The organism is Bacteroides sp., from assembly GCF_052357945.1.
GTDB lineage: Bacteria > Bacteroidota > Bacteroidia > Bacteroidales > Bacteroidaceae > Bacteroides.
The window spans coordinates 1-3,588 of the sequence record NZ_DAWCXD010000259.1; the positions used below are offsets into that span (position 1 = coordinate 1).

The 3,588-nt window shown below is 38.9% G+C and carries 7 protein-coding genes; all 7 read left to right on the top strand.

Features of this window, described 5'->3' with window-relative positions; all coding sequences use genetic code 11:
* Positions 1-425 (top strand): 30S ribosomal protein S5 (rpsE, locus tag ACT8YW_RS22425; protein ID WP_444107201.1); only part of this gene is annotated, 425 nt, incomplete at its 5' end.
* A 9-nt stretch (positions 426-434) separates the two neighbouring features.
* The gene (gene rpmD / locus ACT8YW_RS22430) at positions 435-611 is read left to right on the top strand and encodes a 50S ribosomal protein L30 (RefSeq protein WP_004296332.1); all 177 of its coding nucleotides are present in this window, start codon (positions 435-437) and stop codon (positions 609-611) included.
* 32 nt (positions 612-643) lie between these two features.
* Positions 644-1,090, top strand: coding sequence for a 50S ribosomal protein L15 (rplO, locus tag ACT8YW_RS22435; RefSeq protein WP_008023042.1), 447 nt, complete (start codon positions 644-646; stop codon positions 1,088-1,090).
* Positions 1,091-1,094: 4 nt separating this feature from the next.
* Positions 1,095-2,435 (top strand): preprotein translocase subunit SecY, encoded by a 1,341-nt coding sequence (gene secY / locus ACT8YW_RS22440; protein ID WP_004310881.1) that lies wholly within the window; start codon positions 1,095-1,097, stop codon positions 2,433-2,435.
* Positions 2,436-2,450: 15 nt separating this feature from the next.
* On the top strand, positions 2,451-3,248 hold the full coding sequence (gene map, locus ACT8YW_RS22445; protein ID WP_444107202.1) for a type I methionyl aminopeptidase: 798 nt from the start codon (positions 2,451-2,453) through the stop codon (positions 3,246-3,248).
* Between the two features lies 1 nt (position 3,249).
* On the top strand, positions 3,250-3,468 hold the full coding sequence (infA, locus tag ACT8YW_RS22450) for a translation initiation factor IF-1 (protein ID WP_002558052.1): 219 nt from the start codon (positions 3,250-3,252) through the stop codon (positions 3,466-3,468).
* 8 nt (positions 3,469-3,476) lie between these two features.
* Positions 3,477-3,588: 50S ribosomal protein L36 (gene rpmJ / locus ACT8YW_RS22455; RefSeq protein ID WP_279105085.1), on the top strand; the 112-nt coding region annotated here is incomplete at its 3' end.

A 3,588-nucleotide genomic window follows, 5' to 3' on the forward strand; every position in this document is an offset into this window, starting at 1 on the left:
GTGGTAGAACTTTTAGTTTCTCTGCAATCGTTGTTGTAGGTAACGAAGAAGGTATCATTGGTTGGGGACTTGGTAAAGCAGGTGAAGTAACAGCTGCTATCGCTAAAGGTGTTGAGTCAGCTAAAAAGAACCTGGTGAAAGTACCTATTTTAAAAGGTACTGTTCCTCATGAACAATCAGCTAGATTTGGTGGTGCTGAAGTATTCATCAAACCTGCATCTCACGGAACCGGTGTTGTAGCTGGTGGTGCTATGCGTGCTGTATTGGAAAGTGTTGGTGTTACTGACGTTTTGGCTAAATCTAAAGGTTCTTCGAATCCGCATAACCTTGTTAAAGCTACAATTGAAGCTTTGAGTGAAATGCGTGATGCAAGAATGGTTGCTCAGAACAGAGGTATTAGTGTTGAAAAAGTATTTAGAGGATAAGGAGGAGATATGTCAACTATAAAGATTAAACAAGTTAAAAGTAGAATTGGTGCTCCAGCTGATCAGAAAAGAACTCTTGACGCACTGGGACTTCGTAAACTGAACCGTGTGGTTGAACACGAAAGCACTCCTTCAATTCTTGGAATGGTAGATAAAGTAAAACACTTGGTTGCCATTGTTAAGTAATTATTTGTTGAATAATAAAACGAAATTACAATATGAACTTAAGTAATTTAAAACCTGCTGAGGGATCTACTAAGACAAGAAAAAGAATTGGACGTGGTGCTGGTTCTGGCTTAGGTGGTACTTCTACAAGAGGTCATAAAGGAGCTAAATCAAGATCTGGATACTCTAAGAAAATCGGTTTTGAAGGTGGTCAGATGCCTCTTCAACGTCGAGTTCCTAAATTTGGTTTCAAGAATATCAATCGTGTTGAATATAAAGCTATCAACTTGGATACTATCCAGAAACTTGCTGAAGCTAAAAGCTTGGCAAAAGTTGGTGTAAACGACTTTATCGAAGCAGGATTTATTTCTTCAAATCAGTTGGTAAAAGTATTGGGTAACGGAACTCTGACTAACAAGCTGGAAGTAGAAGCTCATGCGTTCTCTAAGACTGCAACTGCTGCTATTGAAGCTGCTGGTGGAACTGTAGTAAAACTCTGATTCAATGAGAAAAGCTATTGAAACATTAAAGAATATATGGAAGATTGAGGATCTGAGACAGCGGATCCTCATCACCATATTGTTCGTGGCAATTTACCGTTTCGGATCGTATGTCGTATTACCAGGTATCAATCCGGCGATGCTGGCAAAATTGCACGAACAAACAAGTGAAGGCCTTTTAGCCTTGTTAAATATGTTCTCTGGAGGAGCATTTTCTAATGCCTCTATTTTTGCATTAGGAATCATGCCTTATATCTCTGCATCTATCGTAATTCAGTTATTGGGAATCGCTGTACCGTATTTCCAGAAGTTGCAACGCGAAGGTGAGAGCGGCAGAAGAAAAATGAATCAATATACTCGTTACTTGACGATTGCTATATTGTTAGTTCAGGCCCCTTCTTATTTGCTCAATCTTAAAATGCAGGCTGGCCCTTCCTTAAATGCTTCATTAGATTGGACTCTGTTTATGGTTACCTCTACCATTATTTTGGCAGCAGGTAGTATGTTTATTTTGTGGCTTGGTGAAAGAATTACTGATAAAGGTATTGGTAACGGTATTTCATTTATCATCTTGATTGGTATTATCGCTCGTTTCCCTGATGCTTTGTTGCAAGAAGTTGTATCCAGAGTAGCAAATAAGAGCGGTGGTCTGATTATGTTTATAATTGAAATCGTATTCTTATTATTAGTGATTGGCGCTGCTATTCTTTTGGTGCAAGGTACAAGAAAGATTCCTGTACAGTATGCAAAAAGAATCGTTGGTAACAAGCAATATGGTGGTGCTAGACAGTATATCCCTTTAAAGGTGAATGCTGCTGGTGTTATGCCTATCATCTTTGCTCAGGCAATCATGTTTATTCCAATTACATTTATCGGTTTTTCAAATGTAAATGATGCAGGCGGTTTCTTGCATGCGTTTACAGATCATACAAGTTTCTGGTATAATTTTGTCTTTGCGGTAATGATTATATTATTTACGTATTTCTATACTGCAATTACAATTAATCCGACTCAGATGGCTGAGGATATGAAGAGAAATAATGGTTTCATCCCTGGTATTAAACCGGGAAAGAAAACAGCAGAGTATATTGATGATATAATGTCTCGTATCACTTTGCCGGGTTCTTTCTTCTTGGCTTTAGTTGCTATTATGCCTGCTTTTGCCGGTGTATTCGGAGTGCAAGCAGGATTCGCTCAATTCTTCGGCGGTACATCTTTGTTAATTCTTGTAGGTGTTGTTCTTGATACCCTGCAACAGGTTGAAAGTCATTTGTTGATGAGACACTATGATGGTCTGTTGAAATCTGGTCGTATTAAAGGACGCGCTGGTGTAGCGGCATATTAATTCTTTAGATTAGAAATGATATTTCTTAAAACAGAAGATGAAATAGAATTGCTCCGTCAGAGTAACCTGCTTGTTGGTAAAACTCTTGCAGAGGTTGCCAAACTGGTGAAACCTGGTGTAACTACACGTGAGTTGGATAAAGTTGCTGAAGAGTTCATTAGAGATCATGGGGCAACTCCAACTTTCAAAGGATTTCCGAATCAATATGGAGAACCATTTCCCGCATCTCTCTGTACTTCTGTCAACGAACAGGTGGTACATGGAATCCCAGGGGATATCGTACTGAAAGATGGTGATATCGTATCAGTGGATTGCGGAACTTACATGAATGGTTTCTGTGGTGATTCTGCTTATACTTTTTGTGTAGGAGAGGTAGACGAAGAGATTCGTAACTTGTTGAAGGTAACTAAAGAAGCGTTATATATTGGCATCCAGAATGCAGTGCAAGGTAAAAGAATTGGTGATATCGGATATGCTATTCAGCAATATTGTGAGTCTCATTCTTATGGTGTAGTGCGTGAGTTTGTTGGCCATGGCATCGGTAAAGAGATGCACGAAGATCCTCAGGTTCCTAACTATGGTAAAAGAGGATATGGGGCATTGATGAAAAGAGGCCTTTGCATAGCGATAGAGCCGATGATAACATTGGGAGACCGACAAGTGATAATGGAAAGTGACGGATGGACTGTGAGGACCAGAGATCGTAAATGTGCTGCACATTTTGAGCATACGATAGCTGTTGGAGCTGGTGAAGCTGATATTTTGTCTTCATTCAAATTCATAGAAGAAGTTTTAGGAGATAAAGCAATATAATATGGCAAAGCAATCTGCAATAGAACAAGATGGAGTTATAGTTGAAGCATTGTCTAATGCAATGTTTCGTGTTGAATTAGAAAACGGACATGAGATTACTGCACATATTTCAGGTAAGATGCGTATGCATTACATCAAGATCCTGCCGGGAGATAAAGTGAGAGTCGAAATGTCTCCTTACGACTTATCGAAAGGAAGAATTGTGTTTAGATATAAATAAAATAAGATATGAAAGTAAGAGCATCATTAAAGAAACGCACGCCAGAATGTAAGATCGTTAGACGTAATGGCCGTTTGTATGTTATTAACAAGAAAAATCCTAAGTATAAACAACGTCAAG

What these genes read in the sequence shown, in the direction of transcription:
- map (WP_444107202.1), top strand. Translation starts at nt 2,451, where the DNA reads ATGATATTTCTTAAAACAGAAGATGAAATAGAATTGCTCCGTCAGAGT.
- rplO (WP_008023042.1), top strand. Translation starts at nt 644, where the DNA reads ATGAACTTAAGTAATTTAAAACCTGCTGAGGGATCTACTAAGACAAGA.
- secY (WP_004310881.1), top strand. Translation starts at nt 1,095, where the DNA reads ATGAGAAAAGCTATTGAAACATTAAAGAATATATGGAAGATTGAGGAT.
- infA (WP_002558052.1), top strand. Translation starts at nt 3,250, where the DNA reads ATGGCAAAGCAATCTGCAATAGAACAAGATGGAGTTATAGTTGAAGCA.
- rpmD (WP_004296332.1), top strand. Translation starts at nt 435, where the DNA reads ATGTCAACTATAAAGATTAAACAAGTTAAAAGTAGAATTGGTGCTCCA.